Annotated in this window: 2 protein-coding genes and 1 tRNA gene; all 3 read right to left on the bottom strand. The window is 26.1% G+C overall.

The window, feature by feature from the left end:
- Nucleotides 1-660: 660 nt before the first annotated feature.
- The 3 genes from ACYUDJ_RS21155 to ACYUDJ_RS21165 all read right to left on the bottom strand — a co-directional run bounded on the left by ACYUDJ_RS21155 (nucleotide 661) and on the right by ACYUDJ_RS21165 (nucleotide 3,107).
- Nucleotides 661-2,103, bottom strand: coding sequence for a DUF4179 domain-containing protein (locus tag ACYUDJ_RS21155; RefSeq protein WP_043030872.1), 1,443 nt, complete (start codon nucleotides 2,101-2,103; stop codon nucleotides 661-663).
- The gene (locus ACYUDJ_RS21160) at nucleotides 2,100-2,663 is read right to left on the bottom strand and encodes a sigma-70 family RNA polymerase sigma factor (RefSeq protein WP_043030870.1); all 564 of its coding nucleotides are present in this window, start codon (nucleotides 2,661-2,663) and stop codon (nucleotides 2,100-2,102) included. The genes ACYUDJ_RS21155 and ACYUDJ_RS21160 overlap by 4 nt, the downstream gene beginning before the upstream one ends.
- Before the next feature lie 368 nt (nucleotides 2,664-3,031).
- Nucleotides 3,032-3,107, bottom strand: a tRNA-Lys gene (locus tag ACYUDJ_RS21165).
- Nucleotides 3,108-3,147: the final 40 nt, after the last annotated feature.

Below are 3,147 nucleotides of genomic sequence, written 5' to 3' on the forward strand. Positions count from 1 at the left end.
CAATTTTAAAGTTTAATCTCTTCTCAAATTCATTGACAAGGTTTATTACCTTATCTTACTGGCTGTTACAAGAATGTTTCTTGTTAATTCTCTGTTTAATTTTCAAAGACCACATCGCCTCAGCGACTTTTATATCTTAACAAATTTGCTGCTCTTTGTCAAGAACTTTTTTCAAATTTGTTTTTGAAAGTTTTTGTTGCTTTCAAGCCCTTGTCTTAAGGACGAATTTTATTATATCATTTATATTTCAATAAAAAATATCTTTATATTAATTTATATGCATTTAAATTATTGTTACTCTAATTTTATTGGTATTCCTGCTATTTTCTTATATAGATACCCTAGGTTATGTTGTTTATATACGTAGATTTAATCACCATAATAATCACTAAAAACCATTATGAAAAATGTTTTAACTATTAAGTTCTTTTAATTTGTAGTACAAATAGAATTATTTAGAATAACAAATTTTTAATATCTATCTATAATTACTTATGATTGAAAGATTTACTCCTTTGAAAAAATTTTTAACTTAAAATCTCCAAAAACTATTCCACCATTAACTAAAGAACCTTAGAAAACATAAAAATATTAATTATATAAGTAACTTAAAAAATAAATCCCTAATTTATTAATATCTTAGGGATTTATTTCTACTGTTTATTTATTAAGTTCAATCTTAAATTTTAAATCCTCTCTAAATTCTACATTGTCAAAGTCATTTGTAAATATGGTGTATTGTTTATTAGGATTTAATCCTTCAAACACCTTTGTAAATTCATTAGGATTTTCTTCATCTTTTCTTCTAATGTAATCTTTAATTTCAACACATTCTCCTTGATCGTCTTTTATAAGAAGATCTTCTGCTTGGAAATAAGGTGCCTTTCCTTTGGCTATATATTTAACTATAGTTTTATTGTTTTCTGTTTTTATATCATTTATTATAAGTTTTCCCATTTTACCTTGAGAAAGTTCTATTGGATATACTCCATCTATAACTTTACTTATTTCTTTAGGTTTCTTTGTTTCTATAGTAATTGGTGTTTCTTTGCCATTCTTATCTCTTCTTACCCCTCCTCCTTCTGAAGGAATAATTTTGCAAGGAATAATGGTCAAATATTTTGGAATGCTTTTAGTCTTTACATATTGCATTTCAGAAGAAAATATATTTTTATTAAAGTCAAATTTTCCACCCCCAAGACCCTTTGGTATAAGTTCTATCCCGTTATCATCATAAGCAACCCAGTATCTATAATCAAACATACCGCCATTAGGTCCTGCTTTTATATTTTTATTCTTACCATTTCCAGTTATAAAAATAGAAATATCTATAGGTGAAAATACTACTTTATCAATATTTGCATTACTGTCTGGGAAATCCAATTTTTGATTTGGTTTAAACACAGTACTCTCCCTAAATATTTCTTCTTTTGATGCACTAAAAGCAAAGTCCCACTTCCCTTTTGTATCAGATACTTCTGTAATATTTACATCAACATTAAATTTTTTATCTTTGGGTATACTGGTGTGAATCTCCTCACTACCTATATAAGTATAGTCATCTATATACTGCCCTACAGAAATTCCTCCTGAGGAAAAGGTTTTACCATTTATCTTTAAAAATCCTCCCAGCCCGAATACTTCTAAATCTTTTATTTTTTTATCACCTTTTAAGGTATAACCTATAATTAATTTTGAATCATCTGCAATTACTTCATTTATTGTAATTGTTATTCCATTGTTTGAAACTGATTTATTTATTATTTCAGAGTATTTTGCATAATCACCTTTATTGCCATATTTATTATTTAGTGTTTGTATTATAGAATTCAAAACTGGAATATTTTTAGCAAAGGTTGGTGATGTAGTAACGACACCTATTGAAAATACTAATGTTATAGCCGCAGCAATAGAGATATATTTTAATTTATTAGATCTGTTTTCTCCCTTTATTTTATCATTTAAATTTTTCTTTATTCTATCCTTTTGGATAATATCTACTTCCTCTTCCACATTATTCAACTCAATTTCTTCAAATTTTATTTCATTAAATAATTTATACAGCTCTTTTTCTGGTAAATTAATCTTTTTATTATTCTTCATAATATTTCTCCTTTCAAAAGTATAAGTTTTTCCTTTAAAAATTTACGTCCCCTTGAAAGTCTTTTATCTATTAAATTTCTATTTACTCCAAAAGCGTTAGCTATATTTTCTACTTTCTCATCTAGAAAGTACCTTCTTATAAATATTTCCCTATCTTTTTTTTTCATATAATTTATTGCTTCAAAAATTTCTTCTTTATTTTCATTTAGTATAAAATCGTTTTCTATGCTAGTATCATCACATAATATATGATCATCTATAGATTCAATATTATTTTGTTTGAAAAGTTTTCTTTTGTAATCTATAGCTTTATATTTAGATATAGCAGCAATCCAATATTTAAAGTTCCCTTTTTGCTCATCAAAACTATCAATATTACTCCACGCAGACCAAAATACATCATTTGCACATTCTTCTACATACTGAGAATGAAAATTTGAATTTAATACGGTACGTATAATTCTAAAAATCAAATTACTATATTCGTCTACAATAAAATCTAATGCTTTGGAATTCCTATATTTTAGCTGCCTTATAAAATTATCTTCATCTATTTTCACATTTTTCCCTCCTCAAGAAGCTTCTCACTATTTAATACGAAGAATTTATTAATTTTCTGACATGAAATTTCATATATTTTTAAAATTACAATATAAAATAACTTCAAATATTTTTAAATATACTATTATAAAAATATCTGTTTTTATAACCTCTGTTAATCTTAAAAGAAGCTCTAGATAAAACTTAAATCTAGAACTTCTTTTATTCATAAAACTATATTTTATATAATAATTATATTTATTCGTAATTCCCCCATATTAAGCCTAAGGATTTCACATTCATTACACTTATACTATTTCATAATAATTTCAATATATAATGTATATTATACAAAATAAAAAGCACCTTACAAAACTGTAAAGTGCTTTGGTGATCCACCGGGGAATCGAACCCCGGACAACATGATTAAAAGTCATGTGCTCTACCAACTGAGCTAGTGAATCATATTCATCTGGCAACGACCTACTCTTCCACAGGGCCTCC

The organism is Clostridium sp. CTA-6 (genome assembly GCF_054768115.1).